Source organism: Streptomyces sp. TG1A-60, assembly GCF_037201975.1.
In the GTDB taxonomy this organism is placed as follows: domain Bacteria; phylum Actinomycetota; class Actinomycetes; order Streptomycetales; family Streptomycetaceae; genus Streptomyces.
This window is the reverse complement of the sequence record NZ_CP147520.1, coordinates 1286669-1310037: the sequence shown is the minus strand read 5'-3', so window position 1 is coordinate 1310037 and position 23369 is coordinate 1286669. Positions and strand designations below refer to the sequence as shown.

Annotated in this window: 15 protein-coding genes and 2 pseudogenes; 8 read left to right on the top strand and 9 right to left on the bottom strand. The window is 72.2% G+C overall.

Translation table 11 applies throughout. The annotated features are described in order from the left end of the window. Nucleotides 1–2 precede the first annotated feature (2 nt). Entirely contained in the window at nt 3–728 is a 726-nt protein-coding gene (pflA, locus tag WBG99_RS05170) for a pyruvate formate-lyase-activating protein (protein ID WP_338900222.1), read from the top strand. 431 nt (nt 729–1159) lie between these two features. On the opposite strand, the pseudogene WBG99_RS05165 reads toward pflA, so the two are convergent. Continuing rightward, nucleotides 1160–1819, bottom strand: a pseudogene (locus WBG99_RS05165) (PTS sugar transporter subunit IIA); the annotation flags it as partial. A gap of 144 nt (nt 1820–1963) precedes the next feature. Next, nucleotides 1964–2689: a CBS domain-containing protein gene (locus WBG99_RS05160; protein WP_338900221.1), complete on the bottom strand. Its 726-nt coding sequence runs from the start codon at nt 2687–2689 to the stop codon at nt 1964–1966. 889 nt (nt 2690–3578) lie between these two features. Here WBG99_RS05160 and WBG99_RS05155 point away from each other — a divergent pair. Beyond that, nucleotides 3579–4466: a universal stress protein gene (locus WBG99_RS05155; protein WP_338895187.1), complete on the top strand. Its 888-nt coding sequence runs from the start codon at nt 3579–3581 to the stop codon at nt 4464–4466. On the opposite strand, the gene WBG99_RS05150 is transcribed toward WBG99_RS05155, so the two are convergent. Further along, nucleotides 4396–5652 (bottom strand): cation:proton antiporter, encoded by a 1257-nt coding sequence (locus WBG99_RS05150; protein ID WP_338895186.1) that lies wholly within the window; start codon nt 5650–5652, stop codon nt 4396–4398. The two genes, WBG99_RS05155 and WBG99_RS05150, sit on opposite strands and share 71 nt — an antisense overlap. A 2-nt stretch (nt 5653–5654) precedes the next feature. Continuing rightward, nucleotides 5655–6158 (bottom strand): cation:proton antiporter regulatory subunit, encoded by a 504-nt coding sequence (locus tag WBG99_RS05145; protein WP_338895185.1) that lies wholly within the window; start codon nt 6156–6158, stop codon nt 5655–5657. 238 nt (nt 6159–6396) lie between these two features. Between WBG99_RS05145 and WBG99_RS05140 the strand changes: the two genes are divergently transcribed. Both WBG99_RS05140 and WBG99_RS05135 read left to right on the top strand, forming a co-directional pair. Further along, nucleotides 6397–7302 carry a universal stress protein gene (locus WBG99_RS05140; RefSeq protein ID WP_338900220.1) on the top strand — a complete coding sequence of 302 codons (906 nt, stop codon included), beginning with the start codon at nt 6397–6399 and terminating at the stop codon, nt 7300–7302. A gap of 2 nt (nt 7303–7304) precedes the next feature. Then, a complete protein-coding gene (locus WBG99_RS05135) occupies nt 7305–10094 on the top strand; it encodes a cation-translocating P-type ATPase (protein WP_338895184.1) in 2790 nt (929 codons plus the stop codon). A gap of 71 nt (nt 10095–10165) precedes the next feature. On the opposite strand, the pseudogene ptsP reads toward WBG99_RS05135, so the two are convergent. The 4 genes and pseudogenes from ptsP to WBG99_RS05115 all read right to left on the bottom strand — a co-directional run bounded on the left by ptsP (nt 10166) and on the right by WBG99_RS05115 (nt 16785). After that, a pseudogene (gene ptsP, locus WBG99_RS05130) lies at nt 10166–11865 on the bottom strand (phosphoenolpyruvate--protein phosphotransferase). Between the two features lie 104 nt (nt 11866–11969). Continuing rightward, nucleotides 11970–14663: a pyruvate, phosphate dikinase gene (gene ppdK, locus WBG99_RS05125; protein ID WP_338900219.1), complete on the bottom strand. Its 2694-nt coding sequence runs from the start codon at nt 14661–14663 to the stop codon at nt 11970–11972. 111 nt (nt 14664–14774) lie between these two features. Then, on the bottom strand, nt 14775–15785 hold the full coding sequence (gene adhP, locus WBG99_RS05120) for an alcohol dehydrogenase AdhP (RefSeq protein WP_338895183.1): 1011 nt from the start codon (nt 15783–15785) through the stop codon (nt 14775–14777). Nucleotides 15786–15912: 127 nt separating this feature from the next. Next, nucleotides 15913–16785, bottom strand: coding sequence for a universal stress protein (locus WBG99_RS05115; protein ID WP_338895182.1), 873 nt, complete (start codon nt 16783–16785; stop codon nt 15913–15915). 353 nt (nt 16786–17138) lie between these two features. Between WBG99_RS05115 and WBG99_RS05110 the strand changes: the two genes are divergently transcribed. The 4 genes from WBG99_RS05110 to WBG99_RS05095 all read left to right on the top strand — a co-directional run bounded on the left by WBG99_RS05110 (nt 17139) and on the right by WBG99_RS05095 (nt 21605). Next, nucleotides 17139–17831, top strand: coding sequence for a response regulator transcription factor (locus WBG99_RS05110; protein ID WP_257561291.1), 693 nt, complete (start codon nt 17139–17141; stop codon nt 17829–17831). A 143-nt stretch (nt 17832–17974) separates the two neighbouring features. Continuing rightward, the gene (gene gap, locus WBG99_RS05105) at nt 17975–19003 is read left to right on the top strand and encodes a type I glyceraldehyde-3-phosphate dehydrogenase (RefSeq protein WP_338895181.1); all 1029 of its coding nucleotides are present in this window, start codon (nt 17975–17977) and stop codon (nt 19001–19003) included. Between the two features lie 99 nt (nt 19004–19102). Then, nucleotides 19103–20116, top strand: coding sequence for a 2-hydroxyacid dehydrogenase (locus WBG99_RS05100; RefSeq protein WP_338895180.1), 1014 nt, complete (start codon nt 19103–19105; stop codon nt 20114–20116). Between the two features lie 493 nt (nt 20117–20609). Then, a complete protein-coding gene (locus WBG99_RS05095; RefSeq protein WP_338895179.1) occupies nt 20610–21605 on the top strand; it encodes a nitroreductase in 996 nt (331 codons plus the stop codon). A 634-nt stretch (nt 21606–22239) separates the two neighbouring features. Here the strand turns inward: WBG99_RS05095 and WBG99_RS05090 are convergent. Then, nucleotides 22240–23136 carry a universal stress protein gene (locus WBG99_RS05090; RefSeq protein WP_338895178.1) on the bottom strand — a complete coding sequence of 299 codons (897 nt, stop codon included), beginning with the start codon at nt 23134–23136 and terminating at the stop codon, nt 22240–22242. Between the last annotated feature and the right edge of the window lie 233 nt (nt 23137–23369).

Here is a 23369-nt window from a genome sequence, read left to right as displayed (position 1 = left end):
CGATGACGGGCCGGGTCCACTCCTGGGACCTGTCCACGGGAGTGGACGGTCCCGGGACCCGGTTCGTGCTGTTCGTCAGCGGCTGCCCGCTGCGCTGCCTGTACTGCGCCAACCCGGACACCTGGCACATGCGCGACGGGAAACAGACCACCGTGGACAAGATGATGGCCGAGATCGAGAAGTACCGGCCCTTCATCACCACCGCAGGCGGGGGAGTAACCCTCACCGGCGGCGAGGCCCTGCTCCAGTCGGCGTTCACGGCCGGGATCTTCCGCCGTTGCAAGGAGCTCGGTCTGCACACCGCGCTCGACACCTCCGGCTTCCTCGGCGCCCGCGCCACCGACGAGCTTCTCGCCGACACCGACCTGGTGCTGCTGGACATCAAGTCCTTCGACGTCCGCACGTACCGGAAGCTGACCCGAGGAGACCTCTCCCCGACCCTCAACTTCGCCACCCGCTTGGACCGGCTCGGCGTCCCCGTGTGGATCCGCTATGTCCTGGTGCCCGGCTGGACCGACGATCCGGTGGCCGTCGATGGGCTCGGTGCGTTCCTCCGCGGGCTGGGCAACGTCGACCGGGTGGACGTCCTGCCGTTCCACAAGCTCGGCGCCCACAAGTACGACGTGCTGGGGCTTCCCTTCCCCCTGCGCGACACACCCACGCCGGATCCGGGCCTGACGGAGCGGGTGCGCGAGCAGTTCCGGGAGCATGGGCTGCGGGCCCTTTGAACGAGTGGCCCGTCGCGGGTGAGCGAGATGCACAAGCCCGAAGAACCCCGGCCGGGGTGATCCGGCCGGGGTTCTGAGCTGCTACCGCGCTGAGAGCCTTGCCCAGGACGCTTCGGGCGAGGCAGGGCTGGGCGTTGTTGGCCATACGAGCCGTCACGGGGAGAATCGAAGGGCCGGCTCGTCCTCAGTAGACGGAGGCGGGCCAAGTGCACACCACGGCCACGATGACGCCCACGTCGAGCAGCACGCCGACGCTGAGCCACCGGTCGAACCACACCGCCTTGAGGGCGAGCCCGCTCACGGCGGCGACGAGGGTCGCTGTGGGCCACCAGCCGCTGCTCGCGAGCGCCCCGGCGCGGGCGATCGCATAGACGATGGCTGTGTACCAGGCGATCGCCAGGGCTGCGGCTCGGGCAGGGGCGGGCGAGACGTAGCCGGGTGAAGCCCGCCGAGCCCTGGGGCTCCACGGTCAGCTCGGCGCCCCGATCGGCGGCGGCTTGCTGGAGCGACTCGGCGGCCATGTACGTGTGCGCGATGCCGGTCGGGCAGGAAGTGACGGCGACCAGCCGCAGCGACGGCCGGGACTCGCTCTCCGCGGCAGGCTCCACGGCGTTCGCCCGAGCCGGGGCTTGGGCCGGGACTCGGGCCGTCTCGGTCGTCCGGGTCTCGTCCGGGGGTGGGTCGCCGGTGATGAGCGCGGCGGCTGCGGCCGGCTCCGCGACCGTACGCAGGGCACGGGTGAAGTCGCTGTCCATCAGGCGTCTGGCCAGTGCGGAGAGGATGCTCAGGTGGGCGTCGTCGGCGCCGTCCGGCGCGCCGAAGTCCACGCCCCGCGGGCTGCGCGCGAAGGCCAGGCTCGGCTGGGTGACGTGGGCGGAGCGGGCGTGCGGGATGCCGATCCCGCCCTCCAGGCCGGTGGGCATCTGTTCCTCGCGGGCGGCGATGTCGGCGAGAAAGGCGTCGAGGTCGGTGACCCGGCCCTGGCCGGCCAGGCGCTCGGCGAGTGCGCGGACGGCTGCGTCCTTGTTCTCCGCCGTCAGGTCGAGGTCGATCAGTTGGGGATTGATGAGGGGGACAACGGAGTCGGTCATGCGCTCTGCTCCTTGCGGACTGGGCTGTGCTGGTTGGTTGGGCTGAGGTTCGGGGACGGTGGTGCGAACGGCGCCGGGTGACGGGGACGCCGGAGTGGTCGTGGCTGCCGTACCAGCGGTGCGTCGCTGAAGCGGGCGCCAGGACTACCGCTCGGGGAGCCAGTGGTGGGCGATCCGGCGCGAGGAGTGTTTCTCGGGCGCGCGGGTGTCGTCGACGCGGAACGTGAGACTGTTCATCACGCCCACGACGCCGTCCACCCGCCAGGTGAGCTGGACGGCCACCGGGATGTCGCTGCGGCGTTCCAGGCGTCCCTCCAGCGTGGCCGTCCCGTCGTGGACCGAGACGATGACGGTGTGGGGCGGCAGGCACATGGCGTTGGTCAGGACCTGGTCGATGATCTCCTGACGGATCTCCTCGTCGGTGCGAAGGAAGACCCTCAGCAGGTCACGGCGAGTGGCGATGCCGAGCAGGCGATCCTCCTCGTCCACCACGGGCAGCCGTTCGATGTGGTGACGTTCCATCACCCGTGCGGCGTCCGCGACGCGTTGCTCCGGGTGCACGGTGATCGCGGGTGTCGACATCAGCTGCCCGGCGGTCATGGCACGGGCCTTGGCAGCGGCGACACGTGCCTTCCGGCGCAGCGCCGGCAGCCGGAAGCGGCCTTCCTTATCTCGTCGGGCCTGCGCCGCCTGCCGGCGGACCAGCTCGGTCTCGGAGATCACGCCGAGGACCTTGTCATCGGCGTCCACCACCGGCAGGCCGCTGATCCGGTGCCGGGCCAGCAACCGTGCCACGTCCTTGAACGGTGTCTCCTGGCGGACTTCGACGACCGCGGGAGTCATCACTTCGCCGACCTTGCAGGTCTTCACGGCCATTCCCTCCTCCACCGGTGCAAGCGGAGTGCGACCGGTTTCCCTTGCGTGCGACCCGCGCACACCGTCCCGTATCCCCGCCGGGCCATGTGCTCCTGCGGTGGGCATCGGGGGCCGGAACTCGCGGGTGAGGGCGGCCGGTCCGGTCGCCGCTGTCCCGTTGGACGGTCCCGGGTAGCCGGCCCCACGATGCCCTCTCAGCCTCCCGCGCACCGGCTTGACGGGGCAGGGCCAACTGGTCCTGAGCTTCCGGGCCGAACTGCCCTCTTGTCGCCTGGACCTGGTCGGTGCCGAGACCGCCACGGCGAAGGCCGGAACGGCGACCACCTGGCCGGGGGTGGCCGGGGCTGACCGGGGGTTGGGGGAAGCGCAAACATCAGGTGGGGCTGGGCAGTTGCGCTCACCGCTGCCACGGCGCCGGCACTGGCTGAGGGCGCGGCGGAGATGCGGAACGACCATGGTTGAAGTCCGTGACGGCCGCCAGCCCCGCCAGACTGAGCCCGGGCTGTTCCGTGCTGTTCTCCGGTGAGTTCTCGGCCCATTCTTTGGCCATCGCCCAGTGGATCATTGCCGGGACCGTCCACCGTGCTGTCGGGGAGGAGGGCCCACTCGCTTGTCGCGGATCCTGATGGCGCGGTGCGCAGCTCCCGGCTGCTCCTCCGCGTCTGTACGGCCCTTCGCCAGAGCGGAGGGGTAAGGCCCGACCCACGACGCCCGGTGGTCGGCGCGCCGGACAACCGGTACAGGACCGGCCGTCGCCTGGGCACGCCGCCGCAGGGGAGTGCCGGTCGGCCCTGGCAGTGGCGCCATCAGGCCCCATGCAGAAGGGGAGGGGCCGGGTGAGTCTGGGGGTGACAGCAATGGCGTACTGGATGCGGGAGGCACGATGAGTGCTCTGGTGGTAGTCGGTGTGGACGGGGCGGCGTCGAGTCTCGCCGCAGTGGAGGCGGCGGCACGGGAGGCGCGGCTGCGCGGGGCTCGGCTGCGGGTGGTGCACGCGTTCTTCTGGCCCGCGCTGCACGTGCCCCTGGGCCCGTCACCGCTGGGCCCGTCCGACGGCGGGCTCCGGAACATGGCCGACCGTCTGGTGGCCGAGGCGGTGGAGCGTGCGCGCGCTGCGGCGCCGGAGGTCGACGTCAGCCATGCCGTGGTGACCGGTGAGCCGCTGATGGTCCTGGAGGCGCAGTCGCGTGCGGCCGAGCTGGTGGTGGTCGGGTCCCGTGGCATGGGCGGGTTCGTCGGGCTGTTGGTCGGGTCGACCTCGGTGCACCTGGCGGCACACGGTCGGTGTCCGGTGCTGGTCGTGCGTGAGCAGCCGAGTGCGGAGGGCCCGATCGTGCTGGGCGTCGACGGATCGGCCGTGGGCGAGCATGCGATGGACTTCGCCTTCGCCGAGGCCGAGCTGCGGAAGGCGCCGCTGGTGGCACTGCACGCCTGGACCACGTGGAACGCGCCGATGTCCGCACCGCAGGACGCGTCGACGCCGTACGCGAACCCGCCCGGCGCCCTGGCCGGGGAGGAGGAGCGCCTGCTGTCCGAGGCGCTCGCCGGCCGCCAGGAGCGGTACCCGGGTGTGGTGGTGGAGCACAGGGTGGTGCATGGCGGGACGCGGGAGGCGTTGATCGAAGCGAGCCAGTCCGCCCAGCTGGTGGTGGTCGGTGCCCGGGGGCGTGGCGGGTTCGCCGGGCTGCTGCTCGGCTCGGTCAGCCAGGCCCTGCTGCACCACGCTCACTGTCCGGTCGCGGTGGTGCGGGGAGCGGGTGCGCGGCGCTGATCGCGTCCGGTACGAGGCCCGCCGCCCTGTTCCGCTGTGCGGAAGGGCGGGGGGCCGGCCGGGTGGGCGCGAAGCGGGTGAGGACGGGGCCGCAGACGGCGAGAAGCATCACGTAGGTGGTGACCAGCGCGGCAAGGCGGCCCTGCGCGGGAGCGGCCAGACCGATGATGACGACAGAGAACTCGCCGCGGGCGATGAGCGCGGTTCCGGCCCGCAGCCGGCCGCGGCGGCCCGCGCCCTCGCGTCCGGCGGCGTACCAGCCGGAGGCCAGCTTGGTGGCGGCCGTGACCACGGCCAGCGCCAGGGCGGCGGGCAGCATCGGCAGCAAGTCACCTGGATCGACGGACAGGCCGAGGGCGAGGAAGAACACCGCGGCGAACAGGTCGCGCAGCGGGCTGAGCACGGCCCGGGCCCGGTCGGCCGCGGTGCCGGTCAGGGCAAGGCCGATCAGGAAGGCACCGACGGCGGCCGAGACGTGGATGATCTCGGCCAGCGCGGCCACGATGAGGGTGACACCTAGAACGCGGAGCAGTACCTGCTCGGCGTCGGGGTGGGATAGGACCCGGCCGACCTGGTGGCCCCAGCGCCAGGAGGCGGTGATGGCCGCGGCGACGGCCGTCATGGCGGCCGCGACGGCGAGCAGCGCCTGCCACCAGGTGCCTCCGGAGACGACGACGGCGAGCAGCGGCAGGTAGGCGGCCATCACGAAGTCCTCCACCACCAGCACGGACAGCACCGCTGGGGTCTCCCGGTTGCCCAATCGGCGCAGGTCGCCGAGCAGGCGGGCGACGATGCCGGAGGACGAGACGTACGTGGCGCCCGCCAGCGCCAGGATCCCGCCGGCGTCCAGGCCGAGCAGCCAGCCGGCCACGGCGCCGGGAGTGGCGTTGAGGACGAGGTCGACGGCGGCGGAGGAACGGTGGCGGCGGAGGCTGACGGTGAACTCCCGGACGGTGAAGTCCAGGCCGAGGACCAGGAGCAGCAGGATCACGCCGATGGCGGCGCCCATGTCGACGAACTCCCGGGCGGCCGGAACCGGCGCGATCCCGCCGTCGCCCAGGGCCAGTCCGGCCACCAGGTACAGCGGCACGGGCGAGAGGGCGAAGCGCCGTGCGACCGTGCCGAGCAGGCTCAGCGCGGCCAGGATGATGCCCAGCTCCAGCAGCAGGGCGACGGGCGTGTGCACCGTCAGCCCTGGATGATGCGCTGGACGTCGGCGATGCCCTCGCGGGTGCCGATCACCACCAGGATGTCTCCGGCCCGCAGGGTCTGGCCGGGGCCGGGGGAGGCGATCACGTCCTCGCCGCGGACGACGGCCACGATCGAGGCGCCGGTGCGGGTCCGGGCTCGGGTCTCTCCCAGGGCGCGGTCGGCGAACGGGCTGCCGGGACGTACCTCGACCTGACCCGCGCTCAGACCAGGCACCTCGCGGGTCAGGTCGGCGAACCGCTCGGCGATGCGCGGGGCGCCGAGGATCTCGGCGAGGGTGTCGGCCTCCTGGCTGGTGAGTCGGAGGACCGAGTGGGCCTCATCAGGGTCGTCGCAGGGGTACACCACCAGTTCGAAGTCGCCCGAGCGCTGGGCGACGACCCCGATCCGGTCGCCCTCGTGGTTGACGAACTCGTACCGCAGCCCCACTCCGGGCAGCAGCACCTCGTTGACGTCCATGTGGATCTCCCCGTCGTCACGCATCCGGATTTCCAGCGCGGGCCCGTGGTCCCGGCCCGCCGTGCACAGGTCTTCGGCAGGCGTCGCGGGGTACTCAAGCCCTCGTACCGCAGGTGTCCGATCCCGCGCGGCCGGTGATCAGTGTGCTGAGCACCCGGGGGGACCCGACAGGGCCGAGTGGCCCCATGGGACGGCCCGACGGCCCCTGGGCGTATCAGGGTGGCCGCACCGAGGCTTGAAGCCGAAGGGCCGCGCGTCGGCGATGGCCCCGGGACGGGAGTATCCAGTGAGTGATCCAGTGATCGTAGGCGTGGACGGTTCCGCCTCCAGCATCGGCGCGGTCGAGGCCGCGGCCCGTGAGGCGCACCTGCGAGGGGCGGGACTGCGGATCGTGCACGCCTTCGGCCATGGGCTCGGACGCCTGCCGACCGGAGGACCACCGTGGAACCCTGCCGACCACGGCCTGGAGCCGATGGCGCGGGGGGCACTGGCCCGCGCCGAGGAACGGGCGCGCGCGATCGCGCCGGACATCGAGATCACCCGGTCGGTGGTGGCCGGGGAGGCGCTTGAGGTGCTGGAGATCGAGTCGCGGTCGGCGTCGCTGGCGGTGGTCGGCAGCCGGGGCCTGGGCAGCTTCGCCGGGCTGCTGCTGGGCTCGACGGCGGTGCATCTGGCCGCCCACGGCCGCTGCCCTCTGATGGTGGTGCGGGGCCGCCCCGATCCGGCCGGCCCAGTGGTACTGGCCGTGGACGGCTCCGAAGCCGGCGAGGCGGCGGTGGAGTTCGCGTTCGCCGAGGCCGCCCTGCGCAAGGTGCCGCTGGTGGCCGTACACGTGTGGAACACGTGGAGCGAGCGCGCCTACGAAGGCCCCGGCGATCCCCTGACCGCCGTGGTGGCGGACGCCGACCGTCTCCTCGAGGCCGAGCAGCACCTGCTGGACGAGACGGTGGCCTCCTGGCAGAAGGTCCATCCCCAGGTCGAGGTGGAGCGGCGCCTGGTGCGTTCCAGGATCCGCCCGGCCCTGACCGACGCCAGTCGCGGCGCCCAGCTGGTGGTGGCCGGCGCCCGGGGCCGGGGCGGCTTCACCGGCCTGCTGCTCGGCTCGGTCAGCCAGGCCCTGCTGCACCACGCCCACTGCCCGGTCACCGTCGTGCGCGGCAAGGAGTGACCGTGCCTCAGCAGACCACGGCCGGAATCCACACTCCGCCGGTACAGACGCCCGCGCAGCCGCACGCCTACCGACGCGACGCCGCCGAAGTGGCGGACCTGCTCGACGTGGCCCCGGCCACGGGCCTGACCACGGCGGACGCCGAGCAGCGGACCGCCGCCTGGGGCGCCAACGAACTGGCCGAACCGGCCCGCCGGCCGCAGTGGCTGCGCCTGCTGGATCAGTTCCGCAGCTGGCTGATCGGCATCCTGCTTGCCGCTGCCGTCGTCGCAGGGATCATCGGCGAGGTCAAGGACGCCCTCGTCATCACCGTCGTCCTGCTCATCAACGCCACCATCGGATACCTGCAGGAACGCCGGGCCGAGCGCAGCCTGGAGGCGCTGCGCCAGATGCTGGTCCCCACCGCCCGCGTGCGCCGCGACGGGCAGGTGAAGGTGATCCCGGCCGGCGCCCTGGTGCCTGGCGACGTCGTCCTTCTGGAAGCCGGAGACCGCGTCCCGGCCGACGGGCGCCTGGTGGTCGCCGAGTCGGTTGAGGCCGCCGAGGCCGCGCTGACCGGCGAGTCCCAGCCCGTCGCCAAGACGACCGCACCCACCGCGGCCGACGGCGACGAGCTCGTACCCGTCGCCGAACGCACCTGCATGCTCTTCATGAACACCGCGCTGACCCGAGGCCGCGCCGAGATGGTCGTCACGGCCACCGGCATGCGCACCGAGGTCGGCGCGATCGCCGAGGCGCTGCGCACCGGAGCGGAACCACCCAGCCCGCTCCAGGTCCAGATGGACAGCCTGGGCCGACGACTGGCCCTGGTCAGCGGCGTCGCCGTGGCCGCCTACGCGCTCGTGTCCCTCCTGCGTGGCGAGGAACTCGCCGACCTCGCGCTGCGCGCGGTGGCCCTGGCCGTCGCCGCGATCCCCGAGGGGCTGCCCGCCGTTCTCGCGCTCACCCTGGCCCTGGGCGTCCACCGCATGGCCCGCCGCGGCGCCGTCGTCAAACGCCTGGCCTCCGTCGAGGCACTCGGCTCCGCGACCGTGGTGTGCAGCGACAAGACCGGCACCCTGACCCTGAACGAGATGACCACCCGCGCCCTGTGGGCCGCCGGGCGCGCCTACGAGGTGACCGGCGAGGGCTACGACACCGCCGGCACCGTCCGCCCCGCCGACGGGCGGCACGGCCGGAACCCGCACGATGCGACCCTGCACGACGTGGGCACGCATGACGCGCCCACGCAGGACGCGGCCCTGCCCGCCCTGCACGACGCGGTGCTGCCGTTCGCGCTGTGCAACGACGCCCGTATCACCCCCGACGGCATCATCGGAGACCCCACCGAGGCCGCCCTGGTCGTACTCGCCGCCAAGGCCGGTGTCGACGCCGGACTCCGCGGCCGCGTGCCACGTGCCGGTGAAATCCCCTTCGACCCGGCCGCCAAGTACATGGCCACCTTCCACACCGACGCGGACGGCCGCGTCAGCGTCCACGCCAAGGGAGCCGTCGACGTCCTGCTGGACCGCTGCACCCACGTCCTGACCGAACAGGGCCGCGCCCCCCTCGACGCCGAGCGCCGCCGGGAGGTCACCGACGTCGCCCGGCGGATGGGCGGCCAGGGCCTGCGCGTCCTCGGGGCCGCCACCGCCACCACCGACCAGCCGAACCCTCGGGAGGCGACGGAACTGACCCTGACCGCGATCGCGGGAATAGCCGACCCGCCACGCCCTCAGGCCCGGGACGCCGTCGCCCTGGCCCAGGCCGCCGGCGTCACCGTCAAGATGATCACCGGGGATCATGCCGACACCGCCGCCGCCATCGCCCGCGAACTCGGCATCACCGGCGATGTCGTCGCCGGCGCCGAACTGGCGCGGATGAGCGAGCAGGAACTCGCGGACCGCGTCGAGGATGTCGGTGTCTTCGCCCGCGTCGCTCCCGAACACAAGGTGACCATCGTCCGCGCGCTCTCCCGGAAGGGCCACATCGTGGCCATGACCGGCGACGGCGTCAACGACGCCGCGGCCCTGCGTGCCGCCCACATCGGCGTCGCGATGGGCATCACCGGCACCGACGTGGCCAAAGAAGCCGCCGACATGGTCCTGACCGACGACGACTTCTCCACCATCGTGCGCGCGGTGCGCGAGGGCCGCTCCATCTACGACAACATCGTCACCTTCGTCCGCTTCCAGCTGTCCACCAACATCGGCGCCATCCTCACCCTGCTCGCCACCGTGCTGGCGGGACTGCCCGCGCCCATGTCCGCGATCCAGTTGCTGTGGGTCAACATCATCATGGACGGACCGCCCGCCATGGCCCTGGGCATCGATCCCCCGCGGGACAACGTGATGCGGCGTCCGCCCCGCCCGTCCGGCGAACGCATCCTGAACGCCCGCCGCCTGGCCGCCGTCACCCGCTCCGGCGCGGTCATGGCCGCCGGCACCCTGGCCGTCTTCGCCGGCGCCCGCCACCTCACCGACACCGCGACCGCCGCCACCATGGCCTTCACCACGTTCGTCCTCTTCCAACTGTGCAACGCCCTGGCCGCGCGCAGCGAGGACGGCCCCGTCCTCGGCCGCCACCAGCTGCACAACCGCACCTTGTGGATCTGCCTGGCCACCGTCCTGGCCCTCCAGGTCATCGCCGTGCAAGTGCCCATGGCCCAAGGAGTCTTCGACACCGTGTCGCTCAGCCCGGCCCAGTGGGCGATCTGCCTCGCCACCGCCTGCACCGTGCTGCTGACCGAGCATGCCTGGCGCGTCGGCCGGACATGGCTCGGCCGCCCGACGGACGCGCCCCACGGGCACTAACGTCCCGGACGCGGCGGCGGTGCTGGTGATCCGGTTGTCGGCGAACCGGGTGCCGGGAGCGGTCAAGGGTGTCAGGCAGCCGCACTGACCGGTTCGTCCGTGCCGGACAGGGCGGTGCGGGCCGCGGCGCGTGCCTCCTCGGCGGTGTCCGCGGCGCGGGCCGCGGCGGCTGCCCGCCGGCACTGGGTGAGGGTGTGCCGGGCCAGTTCGGCGCGGACGTACGGCAGAGATGCGGAGCCCATGGAGAGGCTGGTGACGCCGAGTCCGGTGAGCACGCAGGCGAGCAGGGGGTCGGCGGCGGCCTCGCCGCACACCCCGCAGCTCTTGCCCTCGGCGTTCGCGGCGTCGGCGGCTGCGGCGATCAGGTCGAGGAGGGCGGGCTGGCACGGGTCCTGCAGCCGGGCGAGCGCGCCCACCTGTCGGTCGGCGGCGAAGGTGTACTGCGCGAGGTCGTTGGTGCCCAGCGACAGGAATCCGACCTCCTGGAGGACGGCACGGGCGCGCAACGCGGCCGAGGGGATTTCGACCATCGCGCCGGTCGTCGCCCGCAGGCCCGCCTGGCGGCAGGCGTCGGCGAAGGCCTTCGCGTCCGCGCGGTCCGCGACCATCGGCGCCATCACCTCAAGCCGCACGGGCAGGCCCGAGGCCGCAGTGGCCAGCGCCCGCAGCTGCGAGCGCAGTACATCGGGGTGGTCGAGCAGCGTGCGCAGCCCACGCACGCCCAGCGCCGGGTTCGGCTCGTCGCCAGGGGCGAGGAAGTCCATCGGCTTGTCGGCGCCCGCGTCCAGCACCCGCACCACCACCCGGCCGCCGGGGAATGCCTCGAACACCTTCCGGTACGCCTCCACTTGGCGTTCCTCGGACGGCGCCTGCTTGCTGTCGTCGAGGAAGAGGAACTCGGTGCGGAAGAGGCCGACGCCTTCGGCGCCCGCCGCGAGGGCGGCCGGTACGTCCGCGGGGCCGCCGATGTTCGCCAGTAGCGGCACCCGGTGTCCGTCCGCGGTGGCCCCGGGACCGGAGGCGGAGGCCAGGGCCGCCTCGTGGACGGCGGCCTGACGCTCCAGCTCTGCCCGCGTGCGGGCATCCGGTTCCAGGAACACTTCGCCGGTACTGCCGTCGACCGCGACGACGGTGCCTTCGGCCACCCCGGTGGCGCCGGGCAGCGCCACGACGGCCGGTACGCCGAGGGCACGGGCGAGGATGGCGCTATGGCTCGTAGGCCCGCCCTGTTCGGTCACGAAGCCCAGGACCAGGTCCGGGTCGAGCAGCGCGGTGTCGGCCGGGGCCAGGTCGCGGGCGAGCAGCACGTAGGGTTCTTTGCTGTCCGGCAGCCCAGGCATGGGCACCCCCAGCAGCCGGGCGATGATGCGGTCGCGTGCGTCGTCCAGGTCCGCGACCCGGCCTGCCAGGTACTCGCCGGCCTGGACCAGCAGCGCCCGGTACGCGGCGAAGGCGTCGAGACCGAGCGCTCGGCGCAGCTGCCCCCGGCGATACGTCGGTCGACGTCGGCTGTGAGTTCGGGGTCCTGGGCCATCAGTGCCTGGGCTTCTAGGACCGCTTGTGTCTCACCGCCGGCCAGGTCACCGCGCGCCGTGAGATCCGCGGCGACAGCGTCCACTGCCCGCCGGGCGCGGCCCTGTTCACCCCGGACGGCCTCGGCCGGGATCCGCCGGTCGGGCGGCTGAAGGACCGCGGTCCCCATGTGCCGTACCGTGCCGATCGCCACACCGTGGCTGACGCCGACGCCTCGAAACGTTGCCCGTCTCCGCATAGGTGCGGCGGCGCACTGCCGCACATCGTCATCTCACATCGCAGCCCGTGGAGGCTCGCAGGGCCGAAGCCGGGGCTTCCACCTCCGGCCCTGCCGGAGGTGTGTCACCGGCTGTCGCTGGTCTCGGTCTCGGGAAGCGCGGCCCGTCCGGCCTCCAGGCGGGCGACCGGGACTCGGAACGGCGAGCAGGAGACGTAGTCGAGTCCCACACGGTGGAAGAAGTGCACGGAGTCCGGGTCTCCTCCGTGCTCGCCGCAGACACCGATCTTCAGCCCGGGGCGTGCGGCGCGGCCTTCGGCGACCGCGATCTCGACCAGGCGGCCGACGCCGTCGCGGTCGATGGTCTCGAAGGGAGAGACCTTGAAGATGCCCTTGTCGAGGTAGGCGGAGAAGAACGCCGCCTCGACGTCGTCGCGGGAGAAGCCCCAGGTGGTCTGGGTCAGGTCGTTGGTGCCGAACGAGAAGAACTGTGCCTCCTCGGCGATCCGGCCGGCGGTGAGGGCGGCCCGGGGCAACTCGATCATCGTGCCGACCGGGCACTCGACGGGGACGCCGGACTCCTTTGAGACCTGGGCCAGTACCTGCTCCACTTCCTCGCGCACGAGGCGCAGTTCCTCGACCGTGTCGATGAGCGGCACCATGATCTCCGCACGGGGGTCGCTGCCCGCGCGCTTGCGTTCGACGACCGCCTCGGCGATGGCCCGTACCTGCATGGCGACCAGGCCCGGCGCCACCAGCCCCAGGCGTACACCCCGCAGGCCGAGCATCGGGTTCTCCTCGTGCATGCGGTTCACGGCGTCCAGCAGCTCGGCGTCGTGCGCGCTCGGCGGCGTGCCGTGTGCCTCGGCGGTGGCGAGGCGGACGGCGAGTTCGGTGCGGTCGGGGAGGAACTCGTGCAGCGGTGGGTCGAGGAGACGGATGGTGACCGGGAGGCTGTCCATCGCCTCCAGGATGCCGATGAAGTCCTGCCGTTGCAGCGGCAGCAGCGCGTCCAGCGCCCGCTCGCGTTCGGCGTCGGTGCGGGCCAGAATCATCGCCTCGACCAGCTGCCGCCGGTCGCCGAGGAACATGTGCTCGGTGCGGCACAGCCCGATGCCCTCGGCTCCGAACCGGCGGGCCCGGGCGGCATCCTCGGGGGTGTCGGCGTTCGCCCGCACGCCCAACCGCCGTACACCGTCGGCCTGTTGCATGGCATGGGCCACAGCGCCGACCAGCCCGGCCGACCGCTCACCCTGCCCGCCGGTCTCGAAGTACCGCATCACCGCGGAGTCGACCAGCGGCGCCGCACCGGGGTAGACGGCACCTTCGGACCCGTCGACGGAGATGACCGTGCCCTCCTCGACGGTGGTGTCGCCCACGGTGAAGCGGCGCCCCTGCGCATCCACGGTGATCTCCTCGGCCCCGCACACGCAGACCTTGCCCATGCCGCGGGCGACCACGGCGGCGTGGCTGGTCTTGCCGCCGCGGCTGGTCAGCACCGCCTGGGCGGCGATCATGCCGGGCAGGTCGTCGGGGGTGGTCTCCTGCCGTACGAGGACGACCTTCTCACCGGCGGCCGCACGGCGGACCGCCTCGGCGGAGTCGAACACCGCGGCACCGACGGCGGCGCCCGGTGAGGCCGGGATGCCGTGAGCGAGAGCCTCGGTGACGCCCGAGGTGTCGAAGCGGGGGAACATGAGCCGGGCAAGTCCGTCCCCGCTGACGCGCGTCAGGCCCTCGTCCGGGGTGATGAGTCCCTCGTCGGCCAGTTCGGCGGCGATGGCGAACGCGGCTTCGGCGGTGCGCTTGCCGACCCGGGTCTGCAGCATCCACAGTCGGCCGCGCTCGATGGTGAACTCGATGTCGCACAGGTCCCGGTAGTGGGTCTCCAACGTCCGCATGTGGTCGCGTAGTTGGGCAAAAGCTGCCGGGTTCAGTCGGCCCAGTTCGTCCAGCGGCACGGTGTTGCGGATGCCGGCGACGACGTCCTCGCCCTGCGCGTTGGACAGGTAGTCGCCGTACGTGCCTGGGGCGCCGGTGGCCGGGTCGCGGGTGAAGGCGACGCCGCTGCCGGAGTCGGGCCCGAGGTTGCCGAAGACCATGGTCTGGACGTTGACCGCGGTGCCCAGGTCGTCGGGGATGTGCTCGCGGCGGCGGTAGAGACGGGCGCGTTCACCGTTCCAGGACTCGAAGACGGCGAGGACCGCCCGGCGCAGCTGCTCGGCAGGGGACTGCGGGAAGTACTCGCCCGTCTCCTGACGGATCAGCTCCTTGTAGATCTCGACGAGCCCGGCCAGATCGGCCGCGTCCAGGCCCAGATCGTCCACCGCGCCCCGGGCCTCCTTGAGGCGGGCCAGCGAGTCTTCGAACAGCGCACTGTCGACGCCCATGACCGTACTGCCGAACATCTGCACGAGGCGGCGGTAGGAGTCCCAGGCGAAGCGTTCGTTCCCGGAGGACTTCGCCAGCCCGAGCACGGATTCGTCGTTGAGGCCGATGTCGAGGATCGTCTCCATCATGCCGGGCATGGAGAAGCGGGCCCCGGAGCGGACGGACAGCAGCAGTGGGTCGTCCGGCTGCCCCAGCCGCCGACCGGCGGCCTCCTCCAGTGCCGTCAGATGATCGGAGATCTCGTGGGCCAGGCCGTCCGGCTCGGCGCCGGCGGCCAGGAAAGCGCGGCAGGCTTCGGTGGTGACGGTGAACCCGGGCGACACCGGCAGGCCCATCCGGGTCATCTCGGCGAGGTTGGCGCCCTTGCCGCCGAGCAGGTCGGCCATGTCACGGCCGCCCGCGGCGAAGTCGTACACGTAACGGACCATGACGGTGTGCCCTTTCATCCTGCTGTCCCGGGGGAGGTTGTGGAGCCCGGTCGTGTCCGCCGGGCTCGTGGCAGGTCGGCGGACGACGCGCGGCGGACAGGTTCGGTCGGCTCACATCTCGAAAACGATGCGTGCCTTGATCTGACCGTTCAGAACCTCGGCGATGGAGTCGTTGACGGTCTCCAGCGGACGGGTCTCGTAGATCACCTTGGTGCGTCCGGCGGCGTGCAGCCGGAACACCTCGTCCAGGTCCTGACGGGTACCCACGATGGAACCGATCACGGAGGTGCCGTTGAGGACCGTGTCGAAGATCGGCACGCTGATGGTTCCGCCGGCGGGCAGGGCGACCATGACCAGCTTGCCGCCGCGCCGCAGGCCGCCGTACACGGAGGCGAACGCCTGCTCGTTGACAGCCAGCGCGATCGCGGCATGGGCGCCCCCGTGCTGCTTGAGCACCTCGGCCGGATCCTCCTTGCGGGCGTCGATGAGGATGTCGGCTCCCAGCTCCCGGGCGAGTTCGAGCTTCTCGTCGGTGACGTCGATCGCGGCGACGGTCGCCCCGGCGATCTTCGCGTACTGGACGGCGAGGTGGCCGAGACCGCCGACGCCGGAGATCGCCACCAGCTGGGCCGGACGCACTCCGGCGACCTTCAGAGCCTTGTATGTCGTGACGCCGGCGCAGGTCAGCGGGGCGGCGTCGCGCGGGTCGATGCCCTCGGGGACCACAGCGGCGAAGTCGGCCGGGGCGAGCATCTTCTCGGCGTACCCGCCGTCCACGCTGTAGCCGGTGTTCTGCTGCTGCTCGCACAGTGTCTCCCAGCCGGACAGGCAGTGCTCGCACCGTCCGCAGGCCCAGCCGAGCCAGGGCACGGCCACCCGCTGCCCGACCTCCAGGTGGTTCACGCCGTCGCCGAGCGCCTCGACGATGCCGACGCCCTCGTGGCCCGGGATGAACGGCGGGGTGGGCTTGACCGGCCAGTCGCCGTGCGCCGCGTGGATGTCGGTGTGGCACAGCCCGGACGCCTCCAGGCGGATGCGGACCTGGCCGGGGCCGGGCTCCGGGTCCGGGCGCTCCCCGATCACCAGCGGCTGGCCGAAGGACCGGACGACTGCTGCCTTCATTTGATGCTCCTCGGGTCTGTCTGTTCGGTGTGGTTCCAGGGTCGAACGGGCCCCGACGCGGTGGGCAGGTCCTGGAGGTCCTCGCCTGTGGGGCCGCTCGGCCCTCAAGCCGTGCGGAAACCGGCCCTCAGTCGTGCGGTACGACGGCGACCGGGGCGGCGGCGTGGTGCAGGACGGCATGAGCGACCGGCCCGATGCGCATACCGAGAGCGGGCCGGTGCACCCTGCGGCCGACCACTACGAGTCCGGCCTGCGCGGCGGCCTGCAGTACGACTCCGGAGGGGCGGGCGAGATCGACTGTGTGGTCGACCGGGACTTGCGGGTACTTCTCCTGCCACGGCTTGAGGGCGTCGGACAGTGCCTTCTCCGCCTGACCCGTGATGCCGCCTTCCTGGCTGGCCAGCTGTCCCACAACCGGGCCATGTCCGTACAGCGGCGGCAGGCTCGGCGCGTGCACGGCGCGCAGCGCGGTCCTGCGAGCGGCGGCCGCGCCGAAGGCGAATTCCAGCAGCGGCGCGGCCGGGTCGCCCGGGTCGTCGAGCCCGACCACGACCTGCCCACCGTCGTGCTTGGCGGCCGAGCGGGCGTTCGCCCGCACCATGACCACCGGACTGTTCGCCCGGGCCAGCACCTGCTGCCCCACGGAGCCGAGCAGGAACCCTGCAATGGCGCCGTGACCGCTGGAGCCCAGCACCAGCATCTCGGCCTTCTCCGCCTGGCCCAGCAGCACCTCGGCCGCGGTCTCGGATATCTGCTCGGTGCTGACCGTCAGCTCCGGATGCCGCCCGCGCAGCTCCTCCTCGGCCTCCCGCAGAATTCGCAGAGCCCAGTGCTTCTGCGTGTCCAGATCCTGTGCGACGGGCACGTCGTGGGGCTGCCAGATCCAGGCATGCACCAGATGCAGCGGCAGATCGCGGCGCTGTGCCTCGCGGGCTGCCCAGTCGGCTGCGGCCAGGCTTTCGGGGGAGCCGTCCAGGCCGACGGTGATGGGGCGAATCATGGGAAGAGACCTCCGGATACGGGACCAGCGGGCCGCGGACGATGGCGCCGGCCCTTGTCCCCGAGCCTTACGAGAGGGTGGCCGCGGTTCCAGGGGCCGATGGTCCCGACTCGGACGGCATGGTGCCCAACGGTGAAGGCCCGCCCGGGTCTCCTCGGCGTTCGGCACCGGTCGGCGCCGGGCAGGCGATCAAAACCGGTACGCGGGGGAATGCGGGAACAGCAGAGCGAAAAGGGCCGGTCGGCCCTGGCCGTTCGGCCCGGAATCGCGCAGGATCTGTGACAGGGAAGGACCGGTCCCGCCCATCTGGCGGTTCCGTGCCAGAGACAGACGACACAGGACAGGAGCCGTTGATGGCGGACAGCGAGCGACCCGGACCCGACAACCCGATCCGGGTCTTCCTGCTGGACGACCACGAGGTGGTACGGCGCGGGGTGCACGACCTGCTGAACGACGAACCGGACATCACCGTGATCGGCGAGGCCGCGAACGTGGAGCAGGCACTGGTCCGCGTTCCCGCGCTGCGCCCGCAGGTGGCGGTGCTCGACGTGCGCCTGCCCGACGGCGACGGAGTGACCGTCTGCCGCGAGCTGCGCTCGCAGATGCCGGAGCTGGCCTGCCTGATGCTCACCTCCTTCGACGACGAGGAGGCCCTGCTGGACTCGATCATGGCGGGTGCGTCCGGGTACGTACTGAAGCAGATCCAGGGCTCGGATCTGGTGTCGGCCGTGCGGACCGTGGCCCGCGGGCAGTCCCTGCTCGACCCCAGCGCCACCGCCAAGCTGATGGCCCGCCTGCGCCAGGGCCAGGAACCGGAGCCCGAGCCCGACGCTCTGCCGGGCCTGACCGACCGGGAGCGGGAGATTCTGGCCCTCATCGGCGAAGGGCTCACCAACCGCCAGATCGGCCAGCGCCTCTACCTCGCGGAGAAGACGGTCAAGAACCACATCTCCCGCCTGCTCGCCAAACTCGGCGTGGAGCGGCGCATCCAGGCCGCGGTCATCGCCACGCAGGCCCAGGACCGGCTGCGGCACGAAGGGCGCTGAGGCTTCGCGCGCAGCCGGCAGCCGCAGGGCCGAACGTCCCTCACCCGGCCCCCGAGCGGCCCATGCCGAACCCCCTCCCCGGCCACCAGGCTGGCAGCACACCCGGACACCGCCGGGCAGCACTGATCGGGAGGACGACGGACATGACCGTGCGCGTGGGCATCAACGGCTTCGGCCGCATCGGACGCAACTATCTGCGCTGCGTGCTGGAGCGCGCGGAGAGCGGTACCGGCGAGCCGGTCGAGGTCGTGGCGGTCAACGACCTCACCTCGCCGGACGCGCTCGCCCATCTGCTGGCGTACGACTCGACGTACGGCCGCCTCGGCCGCACCGTAGAACACGACGACACCTCGATCACCGTCGACGGCCACCACATCGCCGTGACCGCCGAGCGTGACCCGGCCGAGCGGGACTGGGGGCACCTCGGTGTGGACGTGGTCATCGAGTCGACCGGCCGCTTCCGCACCCGTGAGCAGGCCGGTCTGCACCTGAAGGGGGGCGCCCGGAAGGTACTGCTCTCCGTACCGGGCAAGGGAGTCGACGCCACGATCGTGATGGGCGTCAACGAGGGCACGTACGTCCCGGAGAGCGACCACGTGGTCTCCAACGCCTCGTGCACCACCAACTGCGTGGCGCCCATGGTGAAGGTGCTCGACGAGCACTTCGGCCTGGTCAAGGGACTGATGACCACCATCCACGGCTACACCAACGACCAGGTGGTCCTCGACGGCCCGCACAAGGACCTGCGCCGCGGTCGCAGCGCCGCCGTCAACATCATCCCCACGTCCACCGGCGCTGCCCGCGCCGTCGGCCTGGTCCTGCCGGAGCTGACCGGGACCTTGGACGGCATCGCCGTCCGCGTGCCGGTCGAGGACGGCTCGCTGACCGACCTGAGCGTGGTTCTGGAGCGGCCCGTGACCGCGGACGAGGTCAACGCCGCGTTCCGGGAGGCCGCCGACGGGCCGCTGAAGGGAATCCTGCGGGTCTCGGACGCCCCGATCGTCTCCCGCGACGTCGTCGGCGACCCAGCCTCGTGCGTCCTGGACGCCCCGCTGACGCAGGCGCACGGCGATCTGGTCAAGGTCTTCGGCTGGTACGACAACGAGTGGGGCTACACCCACCGGCTGCTCGACCTCACCGAGTACGTCGCCAGGACGCTCATGCGGAACTGACCTGCCGGGCCGGGGGCCCCGGAGCGGCAGGTGGCCGTCGGCTGATGGTTCCGGCCCTACGGTGGAGAGGTGATCAACCGCCTCACGGGAGGAGAGCACATGGAGATCGTCGCGTACGGCGTCCTCGCGGACGAGGAGCCGCTGCTGCACGACGCGTTCGGCAAAGCCCTCGGTGACCGCCATGAACTGCGCTGTCTACGGCTGTTCTTGAACAGGGACACCGCACCGACCGCAGCCGGCCATGAGGTGGTGCTCAGCAGCGTCAACGACACCCTGGACGCGGAGGTGCTGCGCGCGCTGGCCCAGGGCGGCACGCGGATGATTGCCCAGCGGGCCACCGGCTACAACAACATCGACCTGACGGCGGCCGAGGAGTTCGGACTGACGGTGGCCCGGGTGTCGTACTACTCACCGTACTCGGTCGCGGAGTTCGCGTGGGCGCTGGCGCTCGCCGTGGACCGCCGGATCGTGCGGGCCGCGCACCGCACCCGGGAGTTCGACTTCCGGCTCGACGGGCTGATGGGCCGCGACCTGCGGGGCCGGACGGCCGGGGTGGTGGGAACCGGGAAGATCGGAGCCGCGTTCGCCCGGATCGCCCACGGCTTCGGCATGCGGCTGCTGGGCTGGGACGTCGCCGAGAACCCCGACTGCCTGGCTCTGGGTATGGAGTACGTCGAGCGGGAGCGGCTGTTCGCCGAGGCGGACCTGGTCAGCCTGCACGTGCCGCTGCTGGAAGACACCCACCACCTGGTGGACGCCCGTGCCCTGGCAGTGATGAAGGACGACGCGATCCTGGTCAACTCCAGCCGGGGCGGCCTGGTCGACACCGACGCCCTGCTGGAGACGCTGCGCGCGGGACGGCTGAGCGGCGTCGGGCTGGATGTGTACGAGGAGGAGGCAGGGGTGTTCTTCCTCGACAAGTCCCTGGAGGTGATGACCGACGAGCGCCTCGCCCGACTGATGACCTTCAACAACGTCCTGGTCACCTCGCACCAGGCGTACTTCACCCGGGACGCCGTAGGTGAGATCGCCGCCACCACCGTGGCGAACATCGCGGACTACTTCGCCGGCCGCACCGGCGACAACACGCTCGTCCGGCCGCCCACTGCCTGAGGCCCTCTTCCTCCACGTGTGCATGACCCTCCGGTCAAGTACGCGTGCTGTGGTTTCTGTGTCGGCGCAGTGCCAACCCGACCGGGAGTCATGCATCGGCGCCCATCCACGGCCTCCGGGCGCCGGCGCCCCACCCACAGGGGAGGGGCCGACGACGCGGGCGCCGTCTTCCGGTCGGGTACGGGGGAGCCCCTCGCGGATTGTCGATCCCGGCGTCCGCGCCTGACTCCATCATCGGTTTGTGGGTACAGAGGCGAGAGGGGCGATCGGCCCCATCCGGGCAACACTGAGGCCCTTGCGCATCGTGTTCCGGCATGGCCGCGTTGGTGCGCGGATTCCGGGTGCTCGGCGGTGCCGCCGGGCAGACGCTGGAATCGGCCCGTCGGGTGCGGGCCGGATGACCGTTGTAGCCGTGGTGCCAGCCCGTAGGCCGGCCCGCTGATGCGGTACCTGGTGGGACCCGCGTCACGGCGGGGCAGGACAGGAGGATTCCATGGCTTCGCGCGAACTCGACGAGAAAACGGTGACGATGCTCGTGGCAGAGGCCACGGCGGCTCCGTCCATGCACAACGCGCAGCCCTGGCGTTTCCAGTACGTCGCCGACGAGCGTCTCCTGCTGCTGCGCGCCGACCTCGCGCGGGCCATGCCCCGGTCCGATCCCGGCAACCGGGCGCTGCACATCGGCTGCGGGGCGGCGCTGTTCAACCTGCGCGTCGCCGCCGCGCACACGGACCTCGTCCCAGACATCCGGCTGCTGCCCGAGCCACAGGATCCGCTGCTGCTCGCGGCCGTCCACCTGGCCGACCCGGGCGAGCGACGCTTGCTGCAGGACGACCTGGCGCGGCTGCATGAGGCGATCCGGCAGCGGCACACCAGCCGCCATCCCTTCGCCGAGAAGGACATCCCGGAGGACGTCCAGACCGCCTTGCAGGATGCGGCGGCGCGCGAGTCGGCCGTCCTCCTCTTCCCCGGCCCCTGGCACGCCGAGACCGTACTCGACCTGGTCCGCGACGCGGAGAGCCGCGACGCCATGGACTCCGGCGCCCGCGCGGACCTCATCCGCTGGACCCGGCTCGGAGCGGAGGCGGACACCGCCGTCGACGGCGTCCCCGAGTACGCCTTCGGCCCGCGCAAACGGGACGGCAAGGCGCCTGTACGGGACTTCGCCGGACGCCGGCCGGTTGCCGACCGCAGCAGTACCGCCTTCGAGCACACCCCGCACCTGGCCCTGCTGAGCACCCCCGGTGACACACCCGCCGACTGGCTGCGCGGCGGACAGGCCCTGGAAAGGGTTCTGCTGGAGGCCACCCTGGCCGACCTGGCCACCTCCCTGACCTCCCATGCCCTGGAAGACCGCGAGCTGCGCCTGCTGGCCCGCGACCCGGGATGGGGCACGGGCCACGTGCAGATGGTGATGCGACTCGGCTACGGCCCCCGGGGCCCGGCTACCCCCCGTCGCCCGGTGAGAGATGTCCTCGACATCGTGTGACCGAGGCCCCCGGCCCCGGCCGGGCAGGAAGAGGTGGCTCTCCGGCCGTCGACGGGTTCGACGCCGCTCGTGTGCGCCGGGTGTGGTTCAGCCGGTGTGATCCGCCTCGGTGGGGGCACGCGGCGAGCAGGCCCGTTTCCGTGGGACGGGCGTGAGTTCCGCGGTTCGGCAGGGAGCCGCGGGCCTCTGTTCCTGCGGTCGACGGATCGCGGGAGCCGGTCGCTGCCGAAGGGCTGCCCGGCGGCGGACGGCGAGCCCGGTCGCTGTCTGATCAGCCGCCGTTCGGCCGTCTCGAGCGCCCCGTGGTGCCGCCGGAGCGATCGCAGCGGGTGACGGCTCTGGTCCGGCGCGAGCAGGCGGGCCGTGTCATGCAATGCGCCGACGAGGATCAGCGTGCAGAGCAACGCGGCTGTGAGGGTCATGGCACTGGCCTATCGGGGATCGGTCGTGGACAGCCTGCGCCTGGACAGCCTTCTTGATATTGGGCCGACCCGGGTCCGGTACGGGACGGTCGTCCCTTCCACTGCCGGGCCTCGCGCTTTCGGGACCAGAGGAGAGGGGCAGCGGCGCCGCGTCCGGAGCCCGTCCGGGCCCGGACGCGGCTGCGCCTCGTCGCCATCACTCGGTCCTTCGGTCACTCGTGCGGGATCACCGCGACCGGCGCCGTGGCGTGGTGCAGCACCGCGTGTGTGACGGGTCCGATGCGGGCCCCCAGCGGGGTGTGCCGGATGCGGCGGCCGACTACGACCAGCGACGCCTCGCGGGCGGCATCGACCAGATGGTCGCCGGCGCTGCCGACCAAGGCCTGCTCGACGACCTCGACGTTGGGGAACTTCTCGCGCCACGGCGCCAGGGCCGCCTCGACGGCGCTCGCCTCCTCGCGGGCGAGTTCGGCGTTCAGCACCGGGTCCAAGGGGAGCCCGTAGGCGAAGTAGGGCGGCAGGCTCCAGCCGTGCACCACGCGCAGCCTTGCCGAACGACGCGCCGCCGCCTCGAATGCGAACGAGATGACCGCGTCGTCGGGGTGCTGATGGTCCAGCCCCAGCACAACGTCCCGGTACGGCGTGGTGCTCGAAGGCCGGCCGTCCGCGTCCATCTGGTGCTCGTCGTCGGCGCTCACACCGGAGCGTACGAGGACGACGGGGCGGTCGGTGTGCGCGACGAGAGCGAGCCCGACAGAACCGACCAGGAAGCCCACGGTGCCGCCGAGGCCCCGGGATCCGATGACCAGCGGTTCGGCCTCCGCGGATGCCGACACCAGCGCCGTCATGGGCGGTTGCGGAACCTGCTGCGAGGTGATCTCCAGGCCCGGGTGGTGCTTGTGCAGCCGCTCGGTCGCCTCGCGCAGGACACGCCCACCCCAGTACCGGTGTGCCGCGTTGTCAGGCTCCGGCAGGGCGTAGCGCTGCCAGTCCCAGGCATGCACCAGGTGCAGGGGGAGACCACGCAGTTCCGCCTCGCGCGCGGCCCACTCCGCGGCGGCGAGACTTTCGGGCGAGCCGTCGACTCCGACGGTCACGGTACGGGGCATGGCGGAGACCTCCTGGGGGTGAATGGGTGCCTGCTGCGACCCGTTGACACGGTGACAGCCGGGGCCGTCGCGGCAGCAGGGCCGATCGGCCCGCCCTGTGGCGGCGTACGGCCCTGATGAGCAGACAGGTCGGGCCGGACGAGGCAGGCCGGAGCGACGGTCCTGGCCTCGCCGTCCGGCCAAGACCGCGCGGAACTCACCGCAGCTCGTTGTGGGGGCTCTGTCTGCGGGTT

Coding starts and splice junctions, on each gene's coding strand:
- pflA (WP_338900222.1), top strand. CDS start 3: ATGACGGGCCGGGTCCACTCCTGGGACCTGTCCACGGGAGTGGACGGT.
- WBG99_RS05155 (WP_338895187.1), top strand. CDS start 3,579: ATGAGTGCTCTGGTGGTAGTCGGTGTGGACGGGGCGGCGTCGAGTCTC.
- WBG99_RS05145 (WP_338895185.1), bottom strand. CDS start 6,158: ATGCGTGACGACGGGGAGATCCACATGGACGTCAACGAGGTGCTGCTG.
- WBG99_RS05140 (WP_338900220.1), top strand. CDS start 6,397: ATGGCCCCGGGACGGGAGTATCCAGTGAGTGATCCAGTGATCGTAGGC.
- ppdK (WP_338900219.1), bottom strand. CDS start 14,663: ATGGTCCGTTACGTGTACGACTTCGCCGCGGGCGGCCGTGACATGGCC.
- adhP (WP_338895183.1), bottom strand. CDS start 15,785: ATGAAGGCAGCAGTCGTCCGGTCCTTCGGCCAGCCGCTGGTGATCGGG.
- WBG99_RS05115 (WP_338895182.1), bottom strand. CDS start 16,785: ATGATTCGCCCCATCACCGTCGGCCTGGACGGCTCCCCCGAAAGCCTG.
- WBG99_RS05110 (WP_257561291.1), top strand. CDS start 17,139: ATGGCGGACAGCGAGCGACCCGGACCCGACAACCCGATCCGGGTCTTC.
- gap (WP_338895181.1), top strand. CDS start 17,975: ATGACCGTGCGCGTGGGCATCAACGGCTTCGGCCGCATCGGACGCAAC.
- WBG99_RS05100 (WP_338895180.1), top strand. CDS start 19,103: ATGGAGATCGTCGCGTACGGCGTCCTCGCGGACGAGGAGCCGCTGCTG.
- WBG99_RS05095 (WP_338895179.1), top strand. CDS start 20,610: ATGGCTTCGCGCGAACTCGACGAGAAAACGGTGACGATGCTCGTGGCA.
- WBG99_RS05090 (WP_338895178.1), bottom strand. CDS start 23,136: ATGCCCCGTACCGTGACCGTCGGAGTCGACGGCTCGCCCGAAAGTCTC.